15 protein-coding genes are annotated in these 17,344 nt (G+C 59.8%); 10 read left to right on the forward strand and 5 right to left on the reverse strand.

All coding sequences use genetic code 11. The features are described from left to right. Positions 1-202: 202 nt before the first annotated feature. Together SH664x_RS06615 and SH664x_RS06620 are read right to left on the reverse strand one after the other, a co-directional pair. Positions 203-826, reverse strand: coding sequence for a carboxymuconolactone decarboxylase family protein (locus SH664x_RS06615; RefSeq protein WP_437206081.1), 624 nt, complete (start codon positions 824-826; stop codon positions 203-205). Positions 827-1,008: 182 nt separating this feature from the next. After that, a complete protein-coding gene (locus tag SH664x_RS06620) occupies positions 1,009-1,551 on the reverse strand; it encodes a peroxiredoxin (RefSeq protein WP_437206083.1) in 543 nt (180 codons plus the stop codon). Positions 1,552-1,970: 419 nt separating this feature from the next. Between SH664x_RS06620 and SH664x_RS06625 the strand changes: the two genes are divergently transcribed. From SH664x_RS06625 to SH664x_RS06645, 5 genes are all read left to right on the forward strand, one after another. After that, positions 1,971-3,068: an FAD:protein FMN transferase gene (locus SH664x_RS06625; protein WP_437206084.1), complete on the forward strand. Its 1,098-nt coding sequence runs from the start codon at positions 1,971-1,973 to the stop codon at positions 3,066-3,068. 102 nt (positions 3,069-3,170) lie between these two features. Continuing rightward, positions 3,171-4,502: a DoxX family protein gene (locus SH664x_RS06630; RefSeq protein ID WP_437206086.1), complete on the forward strand. Its 1,332-nt coding sequence runs from the start codon at positions 3,171-3,173 to the stop codon at positions 4,500-4,502. 614 nt (positions 4,503-5,116) lie between these two features. After that, positions 5,117-5,575 carry a hypothetical protein gene (locus tag SH664x_RS06635; protein ID WP_437206087.1) on the forward strand — a complete coding sequence of 153 codons (459 nt, stop codon included), beginning with the start codon at positions 5,117-5,119 and terminating at the stop codon, positions 5,573-5,575. Between the two features lie 127 nt (positions 5,576-5,702). Then, positions 5,703-6,404: a hypothetical protein gene (locus SH664x_RS06640; protein ID WP_437206089.1), complete on the forward strand. Its 702-nt coding sequence runs from the start codon at positions 5,703-5,705 to the stop codon at positions 6,402-6,404. A gap of 334 nt (positions 6,405-6,738) precedes the next feature. Then, positions 6,739-7,521, forward strand: coding sequence for a hypothetical protein (locus SH664x_RS06645; protein WP_437206091.1), 783 nt, complete (start codon positions 6,739-6,741; stop codon positions 7,519-7,521). 201 nt (positions 7,522-7,722) lie between these two features. On the opposite strand, the gene SH664x_RS06650 is transcribed toward SH664x_RS06645, so the two are convergent. Both SH664x_RS06650 and SH664x_RS06655 read right to left on the reverse strand, forming a co-directional pair. Beyond that, positions 7,723-8,025, reverse strand: coding sequence for a plasmid stabilization protein (locus SH664x_RS06650; protein WP_437206093.1), 303 nt, complete (start codon positions 8,023-8,025; stop codon positions 7,723-7,725). Positions 8,026-8,373: 348 nt separating this feature from the next. Continuing rightward, positions 8,374-8,703: a HesB/IscA family protein gene (locus SH664x_RS06655; RefSeq protein ID WP_437206095.1), complete on the reverse strand. Its 330-nt coding sequence runs from the start codon at positions 8,701-8,703 to the stop codon at positions 8,374-8,376. 245 nt (positions 8,704-8,948) lie between these two features. Between SH664x_RS06655 and SH664x_RS06660 the strand changes: the two genes are divergently transcribed. Next, positions 8,949-10,325: a sigma 54-interacting transcriptional regulator gene (locus SH664x_RS06660; protein ID WP_437206097.1), complete on the forward strand. Its 1,377-nt coding sequence runs from the start codon at positions 8,949-8,951 to the stop codon at positions 10,323-10,325. Positions 10,326-10,374: 49 nt separating this feature from the next. Here the strand turns inward: SH664x_RS06660 and SH664x_RS06665 are convergent, their stop codons facing one another. Continuing rightward, positions 10,375-10,701, reverse strand: coding sequence for a hypothetical protein (locus SH664x_RS06665; protein WP_437206099.1), 327 nt, complete (start codon positions 10,699-10,701; stop codon positions 10,375-10,377). Positions 10,702-10,925: 224 nt separating this feature from the next. On the opposite strand from SH664x_RS06665, the gene SH664x_RS06670 reads away from it, so the two are divergent. The 4 genes from SH664x_RS06670 (at position 10,926) to SH664x_RS06685 (ending at position 17,335) form a co-directional block, all read left to right on the forward strand. Further along, positions 10,926-12,410 (forward strand): Gfo/Idh/MocA family protein, encoded by a 1,485-nt coding sequence (locus SH664x_RS06670; protein ID WP_437206100.1) that lies wholly within the window; start codon positions 10,926-10,928, stop codon positions 12,408-12,410. A gap of 222 nt (positions 12,411-12,632) precedes the next feature. Beyond that, the gene (ettA, locus tag SH664x_RS06675) at positions 12,633-14,306 is read left to right on the forward strand and encodes an energy-dependent translational throttle protein EttA (RefSeq protein ID WP_437206102.1); all 1,674 of its coding nucleotides are present in this window, start codon (positions 12,633-12,635) and stop codon (positions 14,304-14,306) included. Between the two features lie 200 nt (positions 14,307-14,506). Beyond that, the gene (locus SH664x_RS06680) at positions 14,507-15,745 is read left to right on the forward strand and encodes a DUF1015 domain-containing protein (RefSeq protein WP_437206104.1); all 1,239 of its coding nucleotides are present in this window, start codon (positions 14,507-14,509) and stop codon (positions 15,743-15,745) included. Between the two features lie 24 nt (positions 15,746-15,769). Next, entirely contained in the window at positions 15,770-17,335 is a 1,566-nt protein-coding gene (locus tag SH664x_RS06685; RefSeq protein WP_437206105.1) for a hypothetical protein, read from the forward strand. The last annotated feature ends 9 nt before the right edge of the window (positions 17,336-17,344 follow it).

A 17,344-nucleotide genomic window follows, 5' to 3' on the forward strand; every position in this document is an offset into this window, starting at 1 on the left:
CGATTGTGCACGGCAAGGCTGCGGATTCAAGATGAGCAAAAAGTGCACCCGAGGCAGATTGTTTTTTATGAAGAATTCTTCATGCCAGAGCCCGTCCGGGTGATCAGATTACAGAGATCACCAGACAAATCGAGGCGGAGAATGGCGGTGATGATTGCAGTCAGGAGGAGAGGTGCCGTCATTTCACGGAACCGTCGCTGGCTCAGAGGGCGGCGTTCAGGAACTGGACTCCCGCATACATCGTGGCGGCGCACTGGATCGACTCCAGAATCTGCTCGTTGCTCAGGCCCAGATTCTTGCACTTGGAAACATGTCCGGAGGTGCAGGGCTTGCAGGCGTTCATGTCGCTGATGGCGGTGTTGATCAGCTCGATCGTCTTGTCATCCAGCGAGGTATTGCTGAATGTGTGTGCCCGCAGGCCGACTCCCATTCCGTCAAAGAGGCCCGTGCCGCTCAGGTCACGGAATTTGAAGAAGGTGTTGTACATGGCGTTGGTCGCAGTCACGGCCATGATTTCGGCGATCTGCGGCTCGGTAAATCCAAGCTGCTGACAGCGGGCCGCAAAGTAATCTCGCCACGGGGCGCACTTGCCAAACACCGCCACTGCCAGACCGATCGCTGACTTGGTTCTGGCGTCGAGAGCCCCGTCGGTATACACGAACTTCTTGAAGTTCATGTAGAAGTCGCGCAGGAAGGGCTCCACATTGCCGTAGATCAGGAACGGCTGAGGGATCGGCTCCTCACCAAACATTTCCCGAACGCGGGCATAGTGCTGAGCGACTTTCTCCGGTGCCTCGGCGATTTCAACAGGCTTCAGGAACGACATGGCCGGCGATTCAATTCTATGGGAAGTGACAATGAGTGATTGCCCCGCTGCCGCATCTGCAATCAAAAGCGGAACGCTCCGCAGCGGTGACAGGCACAATCGACCCTTGATGTGCAAAAAAATCCCGTCCGGCTGAACCGGATTGCCAGCCAGACGGGAAAGCGATTCATGAGCAAGCAATTCTAGTTCAGCGTTTTTTCCCCGGACTTCCAGTTGCAGGGACAGAGCTTGTCGGTTTGCAGGGCGTCGAGCACCCGCAGCACTTCGTCAACGTTCCGTCCGACACTGAGGTCATGCACGGCTGACCAGCGCACGACGCCGTTCGGATCGATCAGGAAGATCCCGCGATAGGCGATGCCCGCATCTTCCTTCAGCACGCCATAGTCGCGCGACAGCTTGTGCGTGGTGTCGGCCAGCATCGGGTACTTGAGCTTGCGCAGGTCTTCGTGAGAATCGCACCAGCCTTTGTGGGAAAACACGCTGTCGGTGCTGGCTGTCAACACGACGCAGTCGCGGTCTTCGAACTCACCGAGCTTGTCGTTGAACGAAACGATTTCGGTCGGGCAGACAAACGTAAAATCGAGTGGGTAAAAGAACAGGCAAACCCACTTGCCGGCATAGTCCTGCAGAGAGAGCTGCTTGAACTGGTCGTCGGAGCCGTCCTTGGTCCGGTCATAGGCTTGAACGGAGAAACTCGGAGCGGGTTGCCCCACTTGTGCACTCATCAGTCGCATCCTCTCGTTGTGGAGTTGATCGCAATTTGCCAGGTCGTACGGGGACGTCGGGCAGGCGGCAAATGGAAAAGCGGAAATGAGACCCGAACCAGACTCAGATTCAGCGGAAAGACGATACCGGTTCTGCCACTGGAAAATGATGACGCTCTGGCCCGAGCAGTTTGCCGCCACGGAGTTCAACCGCGAGCCAACGGCAATTCCTGGCTCAGGTGAGTATAGTCCGCTGAATGGGTTGTTCAAGGAGCGGAAAATTTCCAGGCAAGTCGGGAACCCCGACCTTGCCCGACCGTCTTGAGACTCCAGTGCGGGGTGGCTGCTGCCTATAATCAACAGGGGATGTGTCCGGTTGGGATGTATCAGTTTCCCGCTGACGCATCGCTGCGAAAACATCCCTCCCCGGCAAGACCTGTATGACCCTCATTCCCGAGCCAAACCGCCGTGATTTCCTGACAGGACGTGCTGTTCAGAAGGAACTTCGTCGGACGGGCGAAGGGATCGCCGACGAACTGGTCACTCGAAAATCTTCCGTCGCTCCGCAGGCGGGGGATACCGTCCGGCTGGAGACCCGGGCCATGGCCTGCCCCTGGTCGGTGATCATGAACCCCGGGCCGCCCGAGCAGGTCATGACAGCCTCGGATGCGCTCGACTTCATCCACGATGTCGACGAGTTGCTCTCCGTCTTTCGGGAGTCGAGTGAAGTCTCCCGGCTCAACAGAAATGCTGCGCAGCAGGCGCAGTCGGTCAGCCCGGAGCTCTTCCTGTTTCTCCAGCACTGTCACCAACTCTGGCGGGAAACCGCAGGGACTTTCGATCCCGCAGCCGGGGCGCTGATCCAGTTGTGGCGTTCCGCGCGGCAGAACAGCTGTATTCCCACCGACGCGGACATCCAGGCCGCGTTGAACTGCTCCGGGATGCAGCATGTCCGACTCGATCCGGAAACGGAAACTGTCCAGTTCGACCGAGAAGGGCTGCTGCTCGATTTCGGAGCCATTGGCAAGGGGTACGCCCTCGACCGGGGTGTGCGGCATCTGGACCGGGAGGGACTGCAGAGTTTTCTCTTTCACGGTGGCGCGAGTAGCGTCTTTGCCCGGGGGACGCATGGCGGGCATGAAGGCTGGCCGGTCGGCATCAAGAATCCCCTGTTTACACAGCGGCGGTATGCCACGCTGCTGCTGCGAGACGAGGGAATGTCCACCAGCGGTTCAAATATTCAGTATTTCCGGTACCGGGGGAAGCGGTACGGACATTTGCTCGATCCCCGCACCGGGTGGCCGGCCGACAAGCTGTTGTCGGTCACGGTGCTGACTCCGACCGCCACCGAGGCGGAGGCCCTGTCGACCGCTTTCTACGTCATGGGACTCGACAAGGCGCTGGCGTATTGCGATGATCATCCGCACATTGGCGCGATCTTTGTGAACACTTCCGGACAGGGCCGTACGCTGGAACTGGTCACCCGCAACCTCGCGGAAGACCGGCTGTTCCTCGAAGAGCCAGCGCCCTCCGAATGAATTGCCGCCGGAACGAGTTGCCGGAGCAGCGAACGCTGCCGACGACAACTGACCCACCACTCCAGCCTGTCTGAGATTGTCAAAAAGTATTGAGGACCTGTCGTGAAAGACCTGAAACACGTTCCCCTGCTGGCCGTTGTCCTCATTATTGTGCTGCGCATCTCGATCGGCTGGCAGTTTCTGTATGAGGGGATGTGGAAGGTTCAGACCCTGTCCACGTCCGACCCCTGGACCTCCGAAGGCTACCTCAAGAATGCGCAGGGCCCCTTCCGCGAACATTTCCGCAGTATGACAGGAGATCCCGACGACCTGCGCTGGCTCGATTATGCCGGAATGAGCCAGCGTTGGTACGACTGGCGGGACCGGTTCATCAGCCATTACGGGCTGACCGAACAACAGACTGCCGAGTTGAACAAACTGATTGATGGCTCCGCTGCTCAGGATTCTGCGGCCGAGGAACTTCCTCCCCCGATGTTGGTCGCTGTGGCATTGGAGTCATTGCCGGCAGGGGTCGATCCGAAATCCTTCCCCCCCTCGGTCCGCTACAATGCCGAGCATAAGCAGCTGCAGGGAGTGCTGCCGGTCCTGCCAAGCGAAGAGCAGGCATTGCTGGAAATGGTCGACGTGGCTCTCAAGCCCGATGGACGCAGCTACGGCCGCAAGTCGAATCTCGAAGCCCAGCCGGACGACAAAGAACTCAGCTTTTACCGGGGCGTTGTGACCGTTGCGAGAAACTCACGCAACCTCTCGTTTCGCCACAAGCTGGCAGCCGCTCTCCGGGGCGATCCGGAACTGGTCGGGGTGTCGGGTGAACGAAATCCGCGCGGCGTGTTCGACATCGTGATGGGAACGACCACTGCTCACGATGAATCCAAAGACCGCGACAACATCAAGTACGGCAAGATCCAGGAATACAAGGATCTGGTGAAGGACTATAACGCCGCGCTCGATCAGGCAGCTCTCGATTATCAGTACGATCACGCCACGATGCTGGGCCGAAAACTCGCCATCGAGCGGGCGGCGGTGGTCGGACCCATTCGGAGTCTCGATCAGTCGCTGAAGACCGCAGCGCTGGAACTGCTGGATTCGCAGCAGATCAAACGGGGCGTTCTCCCTCCGGAAGCGACTCCACTCCAGAAGTCCGACAAGCAGGTGATCCTCGGTTTGATTACTCTCGGTCTGCTGCTGATCGTCGGATTCTTCACGCGGGGAGCAGCCGTTCTCGGGGCCGTGATGCTGGTCATGTTCTATCTCGTCATGCCGCCGTTTCCGGGAGTTCCCCCTGCACCGGGGCCCGAGCATAGCCTGATCGTCAACAAAAATCTGATCGAGGCGTTCGCTCTGCTGGCGATTGCCGCTCTGCCAACCGGCAGCTGGTTCGGAATCGACGGTTTGATCCGCAATCTCTGGAACCGTCGCCGGAAAGTCGCGTAGGGATATCGCATTTTGATTTTTTAATGCCCCCTCCTCGCCAGGTGGACGTCAGCATTTCACGAGACGAAACGCGTGCTGCGGGGGGACTGGAAAGAGCAATCTGCCCTCGCCCCCTGCGAATTTGAAACGACGCCGACCGCCGGAGCGCAGTGCAGCAGCTCCGGCGGTCTTTGCGTTTCCGAGAGCGCCCCAGGGACGTCCTGGAGTTCCTGTGCGCGGTTGTCCGGCTGGGAAACCGGGTAAGCTGCGCGGCCTTCTGGCGGTTATTCCGGATACTCCTGACTTGACGGATGAATCGCTTGTGAGAGTTGTTCGGCCAGCTGTAAGTAGGTTATGAGCCTTACATTTAGAAAACACGGACGTTTCGCGCCAGCGGGCGTGGAATGACTCATCGGCACGATTGGTCCCTGCCGAATTTCTGTACCAGCCGCAACCTCTCTGCTGAGGGTTGGGCGGACTGTTGATGGCAACGTTCCGGCGCTCGCGCCGCGACTGCCCCAGCCCTCGCGTGTGCAACCACGAAGAGGCTGTGCAGCAGCTTCCGACAACATGCGGCTGTGCCTGGGCGTGGCCACGGGGGGTGGCCTGCATCTTGTCTTCGCAGGGGGTTGATTATGTTATCGATGACAGCACGAGGCTCAGCATTGCTGCTGGCGGCTTCCTTTCTGAATGTCGCATCCGCGGCAAACTATCCTGCTCCGGGGCAGGTTCAACAGGCACAGGCCGTTGAAGGCTATGTGCAGCCGGGGGCCTCCGCAGCCGGAGCCGCCAACCTGGGGCAATACCCGCAGCTGAATGCACCGCTCTACCCGAGCCCGGTGCAGTACACGCCGGAATACAACGGCGGCACCATCATTACAAACCAGGCATTCGCTCCGCACGAAATGCTGTATCCGCACACCTATCATGCGATGTATCCCCCCTTCTACTACAAGGTAAAGGGAGGCTGGATCTGGACCCCGTTCGGAATGCGGCAGCACGAGCAGTGGAAACTGCAGGGAACGGAAGTCACCGTGAAATACCGTTCACATTATCCGCTGTTCGGGGGCTATCACCCGCCGCGCATTCACTGATCTGACCCTCGCTCATTTCACCCCGGGGGCAGTGCACTGCGGCAGAGAGGACCTCTCCGCAGAGAACATCCCGACTGCTTCCCGGCGATCCGCGCAAACCTTTAATTCCGAATCAGGAAGATTCCACATGGTGACATCTCTTCGCAGCTGGAGCCTGCGGCTCCTGGTCGCCAGCTCAATGCTGTCGACCCTCGCCGCAGCTGCGGACGACACGGAAGGGGTCGTTCGCATGGCATCACCCTCCCGTGAGGGTGTGATTCGTGTCAGTGATGATCAACGGCCGCAGCAGCAGCTGCGCGGGCAGTCTCCCGATGGAGTCACTCAGACTTCCTACTCGGAAGCTCCGCAGGTGGTCTATGGACCCTGCCCGGAATATGAATACGAAGAAGGTTGTTACGTCGGCAACGGTGCCTTCGGGCAGTGGCTGCATATGCAGTGCGAGATGCGCCGGGCCCGCAACCAGGTGACCAGCCATCGTCTGCACGACTGCATGGAGCGGGACTGCCAGGAAAAATGGCGCTGGTTCCGCTGCAAGTTCGGGTACTTCTTCCCGACGGGCTGCTGTGGAAAAGGCTGCCCGCCGGTTGGACACTACGGCATTGTTTATCCTGTCGACCCGGGTTATTTCGACTCACGTGACGGCCAGGTCTATGCCGCTCCGGGTTACAACGGTCCGGTTTCCGTGCCGCTCGCTCCGGTTGTGAACCATACCTACAACTACGGCTGGGGAATTCCCAGCAGTCGACTCACCCCGGTCCTGCATCCGCCTCAACCGGCGCAGGCTTCGGTGATTCCTTACCCCGGTCAGTCCGCACCTGTCGCCCGCTAGAGCATTTGCGACTTGCGATTGTCCCGTCCTCGCCCCGCGGAAGTCAGCTTTTCACGAGACGAAACGCTGGCTGCGCGGGGACTGGAAAGAGCAATCTGCTCCAGAGTCGGTGTGTTGTGAGTCGTCGCCCCGCCCGCAACTGCGTGTGGGAGATGCGGCACACAGGGCAACAGTGACGAATGCACTCGACGGCGAATGAATTTTTCGGCCCTTGTCAGTGTCCCCCTTGTCAGCAAGGAACAGCCACTTGACAGGGGACTCGGAAACCTGAACCCAGATCTTCCTCTCCGGCTCGGTCGTTCCGCGCAGCGGAGAATTCAACAGGATGAATACCATGCCACGAATTCAGAGACTCCTGCCGACGATTGTGTTCGGGGGACTCATGCTCGCTTTCGCCGTCACTGCGTCTGCCCAGGATTGGGACAACGCAGGGGTCGTCCGGGTGAGTGATATTTCCCCGAAGGGGCTGGAACCGATTCCGGCCGGCTCCACCGCTGCTCAGTCCACCTGCCCCACCTGTCAGAATCAGGGGGTGGTGAACGGGGCTCCCTGTCCAAATGGATGCCAGGAACAGTGCCGAAAGGACTGCCATTGCAGCCGTTGCTTCCGCCAGATGATCGACTGGTTCAATCCCCACGGAATGTGCACCTTCTCACCGGACCATGGCTTTGCACCGCCGGTGAAGCGTCCGATTTACCGCTCTCCGGTGGTTTACCGGAAGCAGTTCCCGGACAGCTGGACCGGCAATGCCACTCCCGGCGTTCCCGGACAGGCTCTCCCCTCCGTCTACATGCCGACCGACACAACCCAGCTCGGCTACTACTACCAGCATGTGCCGTACTGGATGCCGAAGCCGGGTGCGATTCCTCCGGCGCCTCGTCCGGCCGACTGGCATACCCCGATGTGCCAGGCTGACCTGCCGGGACGTCACCCCGCCGGGGTGGTCTTCGGAACGGCCCCGACTGTGGTGCCCGCTCCGAATCTGCTGCCGACTCCCGTGGCGGCACCGGTCGGTGACGTCCAGGGAATTCCTCCCGCACCTGAGCCGACACCTTATGTCACTCCGAGCGGGCTGGAACGGACCAGCGGAGCTCCCAATCTGCTGCCCGTCCGGTAATTCACTAGAACAGTCTTCGATCGTTCGGCTCACCTTCACCTCGCAGGGATGTCCACGATCGAGGCACACTGAAGACTGCTGACCCGCTGTTGCCCATGGGCTCAGCGGTGGCACCAATCACCCTCCGTTGCAGAAGGGGCTATCAACATGGTGTTGGTGGCCCCTTTTTTCATTTCGGGGAATGCCCTTGCCGTAACGAAGTCACTTGCCCGAGCGGGCGCGGGTACGAGCCGCTTTGCGAGCCGATGCTGAGCGTTCGGCGGCCGGTCGACGCGCTGAGGCCTCGCCCCCTTTTTTTCCCCCCTTGCGAGCGGGGGCCTGGGATTCGGGCTTGCCGCGACCGGAGCCGCTCTTTTTTCCTCCACCTGAAGAAGCGTTGACTGTCGCCCAAGCCCGGCGCGCCGCCTCTTTCTCGGAGACCCCTTTCTCCTCGTACGACTCTTCGATGTGTTCTGCACGACGTTTCTGCTTATCGGTGTATGCCGATTTGTCACCGCGTGGCATGACGCTCCCTCCGTTTGAAAGTGGGGCCGAGCGCTTTCAACTCGGCCGGGTGATCAGTCCTGCGGCAGCCAGCAGCGATCGGGAGAAGCCGCAGATCTTGCGCCAATTCAGCGGTTAGAACGGGATGTCGTTGGCTTTTGCCGCCACGCAGAGAGAATTGCCATTCGGGGAGCTGGTGGAACTGTCGGAGGCGCAAAGAAAAACGCCGACGATTCGTCGGCGTTGATCCCGTTTCCCGGGCGACCTGCGTCAGCAGCCTCGCGGCCGGAATTGACTCGCACTTTCCCGCTCAGCTGCAAGAGCTTACGACAACCGTCAGGTTCAGTGTGCGGGAGAGGGTTACCCGAACTACGCGGAGAAGCTGCTACCGCAGCCGCAGGACTTGATCACGTTCGGATTGTTGAACTGGAAACCACGGCGTTCCAGACCGTCGTAGTAGTCGATTGTGGTGCCGTCGAGGTGGAGGTCATGATTCTTCTGCACGGCGATCTTCACCCCGTACTGCTCGCTGATGTGATCCTTCTCGGTATCGGCCGCTTCATCAAAGGCGAACTGGTACTGGAAACCGCTGCAACCCCCGCCGACGACCCCGACCCGCAGGTAGGTGGTTTCCGGATGGTTCTGCTCTGCCAGAACCCGCTTCACTTCGTTGGCTGCCTTTTCGGTCAACTGAATCATTGTCTCTCTCCGTCTCAACTGTGACTGTTGCAGTGACTTATGGTGTCGTCTCCTCTCCCGGGGATCGCAACGACAGCGCGGGTGAGGGCGTCCTGAATTCGCCAAGTTCACATGTCGTGACATGTGGCATTTGATTTTATAGCGGCTATTGTCACTGGACAATAGACTTCCAGACAGGACGCCAAACCCTCGCCGGGATTGGCGGCGATACTTCTGCCCCGAAATTTCAGACCTCAGGCAAATCTGTGTCTCAACGGACTCGCCGCGGCCTCGCACTCTGGCTGACAACCAGCACGGCTCCCCTGTTCGTGTTGGATGATCGGCGGGTGATTCTCGTTTTTAATAAAGGGATGGTCGACCTGACCCAATGGGACGCCGCCGAGGTGATTGGCCAGACCTGCACCTACCGTGCGGAGGGGGACTCCCGCCAGATCGCCGCGCTGACGGGGGCGCTTTGCCCTCCGGAAGAAGTCCTCTCCGGGAGGCCCGTCACTGTGCCGGTGACGATTCCTTGCCGGAATGGAGAATCGACCGATCGAAACGTGCACTTTTTCCTCCTCCCCCCCGGGGACGGCGAGGGTAAGAACTACGTCCTGGCACTCGTTGCCGAGCGTGTGCCAGCGCTCTCCCCTGTCCCGACGCGGCATTACGAACTCGGCCAGCACCTTGCCGACCTCTTCCGTCGGTACCACCTGTCGCGGTTCGTCGCCCGCTCGCCGGCTCTCACCCGGGTGGCGACACAGATTCAGCTCTGTCGCCAGACGGAAGTGCCGGTCCATATCATCGGAGAACCGGGGACCGGGAAAGAACATCTTGCCCGGCTGATTCACTACCACAGCGCCGCCTCTGCCAAGCGGTTTGTCCCGCTCCGTTGTCAGGAGTCATCGCACTTCGAGCTGCGGCGGACACTCCTCCGCCTGCAGGAAGAGAACGCCGACAACTCCTATGTCGGGACTGTGTATCTGGACGGCGTGGAGCTGCTGCCCCGCGATCTGCAGTCATTGGTAGGCCAGTTGATTCAGCAGGGAAACCGGCGCTGGATGTCCGCATCGGCACGAGGGCTGGAGGGTCTGGGCGACGACCGGTTCGATCCGCTGCTCCGCGCGCAGTTGACACCCATGACAATTTCCCTCCCACCGCTGGCGGAACGAGGCGAAGACCTGCTCCTGCTGGCGCAGCAGATTCTGGAGGAGGCGAATCACGGGCGGGAACGCCAGCTGGAAGGGTTTTCTCCGGAAGTCGAACGGCTGTTTCAACTCTACCGCTGGCCGGGTCAAATCGACGAACTGACGTCGATCATCGATGCCGCGGCCCGTCGCTGTCAGACCTCCCAGATCCAGGTATCGGATCTTCCTTATGAGTTCTTTCTTGGCACGGAGGGGCAGACCGTTCGGCCCGCCGTGCCCGCAGTGCCGCTGGAACAACGTCTTGAAAGCTATGAACGTCGCGAGATTGAGCGGACTCTCGAGGAATGCCGGGGAAACAAAACGCTCGCCGCCGAGCGACTCGGGATGCCACGGCCCCGTCTTTACCGACGGATGGCCGCACTCGGATTGATTGAGGCGGCGGACAGCGATCTGGATGACGGCATTGAAATCGAGTCGGAGCCGAAAGTGGGCTGATCCCACCAGTGCGGTGGCGCCTCCTGGTCGGAACACAGCCACTGACCTGTTAGATGGAGATCAGTTCGACGTCTTCTGCCTGCTGTCGGAGTTCCTCGTTGCTGATTTCAGGGGTGAGGTAGAAGACGTGGCGGTCCAGGCGGCGTTCCATGCGGGATCGGACAGTATTGATCTTGTCCAGAAGTCGACGTCGGCCAGCGAGAACAAAGACGACATAGGCCAGACAACCGGCAAACCCGCACATCAGCAATTCACACGACATCTCCTCACCCGCCACCTGCCCGAACGACAATCCGATCAGGAATGCGCTCAATATGAGGATTGTGTCGCGACTGAGCAGCGAATGAGAAGAATGGGGATGCTCGGAGGGGCTCATTCCATGACCTTCATCGTGGGATCGTCCAAAATGGAGCGACTCCCTCTAGGGCTAACCCTAGTTCAGAATTGATCACGTGCAAAAAAATTTTGGGTGGTTTGTGGAGAGCGTCCTGATCACATAAACTGAAATACGCATTCACAATTTTTGATGTTGTGAGCTTTGCGCCGCCTAGATCCGCCCGTTCTCCTGCCCCGCTTAGACAAGCAGAAAGAGGAACAGACATGTCATTGACCCGTCGCTATTTCCTGCAGGCAGCCGCTGCCGTCAGCACCGCTGCAGTCACCGCCCGCCAACTGCACGCAGCACCGGAAAAAACCAGCAGCAGCCCCAATGAGAAACTCGGGGTCGCCGTCATCGGAACAGGAGCGCGCTCGGGGTCACACCTCGAAGAGATCCTGAAGCGGGACGACCTCGAACTGCTGTATCTCTGCGACGCTGACGAAGCGGCCATGGGCCGGAAGCTGAAGGGGATTCAGGAAGCGAAGAAAGGTGGAGCCTCTGCCAAGCTCGAGCAGAGCTACCAGAAGGTGCTGGATGACAAGAATGTCGATCTGATCTTCACTGCGACACCCAACCACTGGCACGCGCTGATCTCTATCCTGTCGATGCAGGCCGGCAAGCATGTCTATGTGGAAAAGCCCGTTTCCCATAACGTCTGGGAAGGACGTCAGGCTTACAACTGGGCCCGGAAGCTGAACAAGATCTGCCAATCAGGGACTCAGTCCCGGGCCAGCGAAGGGCTCCGTGACGCAGTCGCCTGGGTGCAGGCCGGCAACCTCGGGAAGATTCAGTACGCGATCGGCACCTGCTACAAGCCCCGTCCGAGCATCGGCAAGCTCGACAAGCCTCTGCAGATTCCGAATACGGTCGACTACGACCTGTGGTGCGGCCCCGCCGAGATGGTCGATCTGTATCGCCCCAAGCTGCATTACGATTGGCACTGGGACTTCAATACCGGCAACGGCGACATGGGGAATCAGGGGATTCACCAGATGGATATCGCCCGCTGGTTCCTGGGTGAAAACGAGCTTTCACCGCGCGTGATGAGCATCGGTGGCCGCGTCGGCTACGACGACGCCGGCGATACGCCGAATACCCAGATCGTTTATCACGCCTATGAAAAGGCTCCGCTGATCTTCGAAACCCGGGGTCTGCCCCATAAGAACCTGGACTACAAGTCCGGAATGGATGACTACCGTGGTTCCCGGGTCGGCGTGGTGGTGCAGTGTGAAAAGGGATTCGTCGTGATCCCCAGCTACACCGCTGCCAAGGCGTTCAATCCGGACGGGACCGAGCTGAAAGCCTGGAACTCCAAAGGAAACAGCATGACCAAGCACATCGGCAACTTCATCGATGCTGTCCGTTCGGGCAAACATGAGGAGTTGAACGCCGACATCCTGGAAGGTCACCTGTCCAGTGCGTTGTGCCACACGGGAGCAATCAGCCATCTCCTCGGAGAGAAGCGGCCAGCCGCCGAAATCGAACGCGAAGTCGCGAGCGATGCCGTAGCAGCCGATTCGTTCCGCCGAATGGCCGAACACCTGGCCAATAACGGTGTCAACATCTCCGATGCGACGCTGACCGTGGGCCCCTGGCTCGAAATGGATCCGAAGGCCGAAACCTTCAAGAACAATGCCAAGGCCAATGCCCTGCTGACCCGTGCTTACCGCAAAGGTTATGTGGTGCCGGACGCCGGACAGGCATAATCCTGCTCTCCGCTTGACGCGGTGATTTTAATGTCGATATTCAGCGGTCGGATCAGCAATGTTCCGGCCGCTGTTGTTTTGGGCCTGAACAGAATCGTCTCCACCGTTCGTGGCCGAGGCGAAGGACTGCTACAATTTCCAGTTCTCCCACTCCCATCGAAGCCGGCTGGCGCGTGGGCCTGGAGTCCCCAGCCGACCTGAATCAGAACGAAAAGAATTTGAATGTCTCAGCAGTACATCATGGCCATTGAGGCCCTGACCCGCATCTACGACGAAAAGGCTGTTCTCGAGAATATCTGGCTGGCGTTCTATCCCGGTGCCAAGATCGGCGTCATCGGCGACAACGGCTCCGGCAAGTCGACCCTGATGCGCATCATGGCCGGCGTCGACAAGGATTACATGGGGACGGTCCGTCCCGCCAAAGGGATCCGCATTGGCTACTTCCCGCAGGAGCCGCAGCTGAACCCGGAACAGACCGTTCAGGAATGTGTGAACGAAGCGGTGGCCGAGTCACAGGCCATTCTCGACCGATACAACCAGATCAATGAACGCCTCTGCGAAGACATCTCCCAGGAAGAGATGGACAAGCTGCTCGAAGAGCAGTCCGCCGTTCAGGACAAGATCGACCACGCCAACCTGTGGGAACTGGACCGGACGGTCGAGCTCGCTTCTGACGCCATGCGGCTCCCACCCGGGGATGCCAAAATCAGCGTGCTGTCCGGGGGGGAAAAGCGTCGTGTCGCCCTCTGTCGTCTGCTGCTGCAGAATCCGGACATGCTGCTGCTCGATGAACCGACCAACCATCTCGATGCCGATTCCGTCGGCTGGCTCGAACGCTTTCTGCACGAGTTTCCCGGAACCGTCGTCGCCATCACCCACGATCGGTACTTCCTCGAGAACGTGGCGGGCTGGATTCTGGAAATGGATCGGGGCCGCGGGTTGCCCTTCGAAGGCAATTACACGTCGTGGCTGGAGCAGAAGCAGTCCCGGCTGGAGGTGGAGCAGAAGAAGGAAGACAAGCGGCAGCGGGCTCTCAAGAAGGAATTGGAATGGGTGCGGATGTCACCCAAGGCCCGGGCTTCGAAGAACAAGGCCCGACTCCAGCGTTACAACGAGCTGGCTGCACAGGAATTCGATGATCGCGATGACGCCGCGCAGATTCAGATTCCGGTGACCCGTCCTCTCGGCGATCTGGTGGTGCGTGCGGAGAACCTCACCAAATCGTTTGGTGACCGTCTCTTGTTCGAGAACGTCAACTTCAATCTCCCGCCGGGGGGAATTGTCGGCGTGATCGGCCCCAACGGTGCGGGAAAAACGACGCTGTTCAGGATCATCATGGGGCTGGAGCAGCCGGTCGGTGGCACACTCAAAATTGGTGAATCCGTCGACCTGGCGTACGTGGATCAGTCGCGCGATGCCCTCGACCCCAAGAAAACCGTCTACGAAGAAATTTCGGGGGGCGAGGATCTGCTCGAAATCGGCAAAGCCAAGCTGCACGCCCGCGCGTACTGCGGCCGATTCAACTTCAAGGGGTCCGACCAGCAGAAGTTTGTCGGCGACCTTTCGGGGGGAGAACGCAACCGGGTCCATCTGGCCAAACTGCTTCGCTCCGGCGGCAACCTGCTGCTATTGGACGAACCGACCAACGACCTCGACGTGGAAACGCTCCGTGCCCTCGAAGAAGGCTTAAGCAACTTCGGGGGTTGTGCGGTGGTCACGTCCCACGATCGCTGGTTCCTCGACCGCATTGCGACCCACATTCTCGCCTTTGAAGGTGACAGCCAGATTGTCTGGTTCGAAGGGAACTACAAGATGTACGAAATCCAGCGACGTGAGCGACTCGGCGACGAAGCCGATCGCCCGCACCGAGTCAAATTCAAACCGGTGAAGCGCTAGCAATCGAGCGCTGAGGCCGAAGTCCGCACGGTCCTGGTGACGGTACTGCGCCTCATCGACATTCGAGAGAGCGGCTTGCTCGCAAGCGAATTTAAAGACGTTTGGCGTTCTGGCGGCGGAAAACCACGCGTTCAACCAACGTTTATCCCTGAAACACCGCCACACTTCCCCGGGTTCGGGACTAGAAAGATCGTTCTTCCATGCCGACACTGCACCCCATTGGCCGTGCTCTGATTCCCGTGAATTCTTCCGCCGCGTTTCAGGTCAGCGCCCCGAACTACGATGAGTTCCAGACCGACAAGGAAGTCTGGGATCTGCTGCAGGAACGGCCGGAGAACGTGCTGCGGATCACGATGCCGCATTGCCATCAGGCCCGCAGTGAAGACATGCTGGAAGATGGTTGCGAAGCCGCTCTGCAGCATGCGACGGACGAGATGCAGATTCTCAAGTCCAACCCGTTGTTCCGGACGGTCGAGAACGTGCTGTGGGTCTACGAAATCACTTCCCCGAAGCGTCCGCAGGCTCCGCAGCTGGGAGTCGGTGGCTATGGACTGACTGCCGAGATCCGGACGGAAGCGGTTCCCGGTGGCTCCATCATCCGGAACGAAGGAATCCGTCCCGAGAAAGCCGAAGGCCGTGCCAAGCTGATTCAGGCGACTAATGCCGATTTTGGAACTGTCAACCTGGCGGTGAACGACCGCGAGGGGGCGTTGCTCGCCGCACTGCAGGAAGTCACGCAGTCGCGTCCCTGCGACTTCGAGACACTCGATGAAGACCAGAACCTGCACCGCTCCTGGATTATCGAAGATGCTGCGACAAAGCAGAAATTGATTGATCTGCTGGCGCGGGAGCCGGCTGCTTATGTGGCCGACGGAAATCACCGGAGTGCTGCCGCCGCTGCTCTCGGCAAGGAACACTTCCTGACTGTCTTCTTCCCGACGGCCCGGCTCGGGCTCGAACCGTATAACCGCCTGCTGCCATTGAATGGCGTCACTCCCGCCGATTTTCTGAAGCAGCTCGAAACCCAGTTCACCGTCGAAAAGCTCGGCAAGATTCCGCCGTACCGGCCGGCGACCGTTCATCAGTTCGGACTGTACCTGCAGGGGGAATGGTATAAGGTCACTCCCAAGGCGACCGCGTATAACCCGAAGGACGCTGCCGAGTCCATCGACGCGGACATCATTCAGCGCCACCTGATCGATGCCATCCTCGGGATGAAAGATGCCCGGGACAAGAAAATCAACTACGTCGGTGGCAACAAGGACGCTGCCTACCTCGTCTCCCGCGTGGACTCCGGCGAATACGATCTGGCGTTGTCGCTGGCCCCCGTGACGATGGACCAGTTCGTCGCCGTCTGCGAACAGAACCTGTTCATGCCGCCGAAGTCGACCTGGTTCGATCCGAAAATCCGCAGCGGACTCGTCATCGCGCTGCTGTAAGCTGCATGCCTTCCAAGAATACCGATGCCGGAATCTCAGCAACACCGGTTCGCAACAGCGTTGATCGCCTGCAGTGCGGTCGGCGCTGTGGCGCAATTGGGGCTGTTGTGGGGAACAACGTGGCCGCTCGGCGTGCGGGGTGAATGGACATGGGAGCGGATCGGTGACGGGTTTGATCCGCTGGCAGTGCTGGTTGCTCTGGTCGTTGGCGGGCTGCTCCTGGGCTACGTCTGGTTCGGCGCCCGTTTGATGCCGACCGCCTCGGCTGGCCGACGCTGGGGGTTGCTGGCGGGTCTCTGCCTGCTGGGGGGAGGCTGGCTCACAACGTTGATTTCGGCGGTCCCCGGAATCGCGGGAACCGCGCGGGTCCCCTTTGTGCTTTACTACGAGCGCTGCTCCGGGTACTTCTGGCAGGCTCGCTATCAGGTCGATTCACTCAAGCAATTCCTCCAGACGTACCCCGAGCGGATTCAGGACTCCAGCAAGTCCGAGAACTATCTGCATCTGGGAACGCATCCGCCGGGGCTGACGACCTGCTTCGTCGCTCTGATCGGTGCGTGCGAACGCTCTCCTCGACTGACCGCTTTTGCGACCGCCGCGCAGCCGGGAACGATCCGGGAAGCGTTTGAAGTGGTGCGGGAGAATGAAGCTCGCAGCCACCGGGACCTCCGTCCGTCGGATTGTGCTGCGCTCTGGCTGGGAGCGATTCTTGTCGGGATTGCTGCCGTCAGTACCTGTCTTCCCCTGTTCGCCTTGCTGACACGCGATGTGGGCGCCGAAGCCGCCTGGTGGACCGCATCGATGTGGCTGATGGTGCCGGCGATGGCGATCTTCTATCCGAAGTCGGATGTCATGTTTCCGTTCTTCGCGATGCTGGCACAGTGGCAATGGCTGACGGCATTTGACCGTCGCAGTCCGATTCTCGGAGTCGCCGCCGGACTGACGATGTTTCTCGCCACCTTTTTCAGTCTGGCATTTGTCCCACTGGGTTTGATCCTCGTGTTGCAGTTTTTCTGGCGACAATACGCAGCGAAGGCCTCCCCTGCAGAGGCATCTTCGGCTCGTTTCTTAAAGTCGCCGTGGGGAATCGTGGCGGCATCGGCAGTGGCATTCTCTGCGCCGGTGCTATTCATCTGGGCGAAGTTTGGTCTGGTCCTGCCGCAAGTCTGGATCCGGAACCTCTCGAATCATGCGGCGTTTTACGAACACCACACCCGCAGCTATTTCGGCTGGTTGTGGACGACTCCGCTGGAACTGGCGGGGTCACTGGGAGCCCCCATTGCCTGCTGCGCGGTGGCAGGACTCTGGATGCTGTGGAAGAAGCCCGCCGGGCAGCGTGGGGAGCTGCTGATCCCGGCGCTCGTCTGGGGACTGCTCTGGCTGAGCGGGAAGAATCGCGGCGAAGCAGCGCGACTGTGGGTCTTTCTGATGCCGTTTGCTCTCCTCTGGGGTGGCATCGCACTGAATCGACTGTGCGGTGCGACTTCCTCACGCAGAACAGTGACGCTGCTCTGGCTGCTGCAGCTGGTCGTCGCGATCGGCACGGTGATCCGGATTGACGGATTTCACTTTGCGGAACTGCTGCCGTAGGAGGCCGGA

Origin of the sequence: Planctomicrobium aquicomposti (assembly GCF_051466325.1) — a bacterium.
In the GTDB taxonomy this organism is placed as follows: domain Bacteria; phylum Planctomycetota; class Planctomycetia; order Planctomycetales; family Planctomycetaceae; genus Planctomicrobium.